Below are 776 nucleotides of genomic sequence, written 5' to 3' on the forward strand. Positions count from 1 at the left end.
TGTCGCAAACTCTACCGCACCTGTCAGACCGAACGCAGTTCTGTTAACGCGTGCTGGGACATGACAGGAGCAAACCGTGACGATCTCATTTAAGGGTACGCTTTTTCCGAAAGACGTGATCTTGCACGCGGTTTTCTTCTACCTGCGCTACGGCGTGTCATACCGGGATCTGGAAGAAATCATGGCGGAACGTGGCGTTGATCTGGATCATGCAACGCTAAACCGCTGGGTCAGCCGATATGCAGGCCTCATTGCTGAAGCGGCGCGGGATAGAAAGCGTCCCGCCTACCGTTCGTGACGAATGGGTTTATCTTTATCGAGCGATCGACAAATACGGCAAGACACTGGACTTCATGCTGCCCAAGCGCCGAAACAAAGCCGCTGTGATGCGGTTCTTCGCCTGCGCGCTCGAGGTGAACGGATTGCCACGTAAGATCGTCGTCGACAAAAGCGGTGCCAACACTGCTGGCATCAAGGCGATTAACAAGATGCATAAGTGCTTTGGTTGTCCGATCCCGATTGAGATGGTCAAGCGGAAATACCTCAACAACATCATTGAGCAGGATCACCGCTTCATCAAACGAAGGATCAGACCTATGCTGGGCTTCAAGTCTTTCGCTTCAGCCGCATCTGTCCTGGCAGGCATAGAACTGGTCAACATGATCCGCAAAGGTCAATTCACGCTCGAACTCCGACCGTTTCAATAATTCGCCCAACTGGCAGGGTAAAACGCTCACCAATTCCACCGATGTTCTGCATCCAAAAAGCTTGCGACA

Annotated in this window: 1 pseudogene; it reads left to right on the forward strand. The window is 52.3% G+C overall.

Features of this window, described 5'->3' with window-relative positions:
* Positions 1 to 76: 76 nt before the first annotated feature.
* A pseudogene (locus ACR0ER_RS25625) lies at positions 77 to 707 on the forward strand (IS6 family transposase).
* The last annotated feature ends 69 nt before the right edge of the window (positions 708 to 776 follow it).

The sequence above is a fragment of the Ruegeria sp. CH8 genome (genome assembly GCF_056536985.1).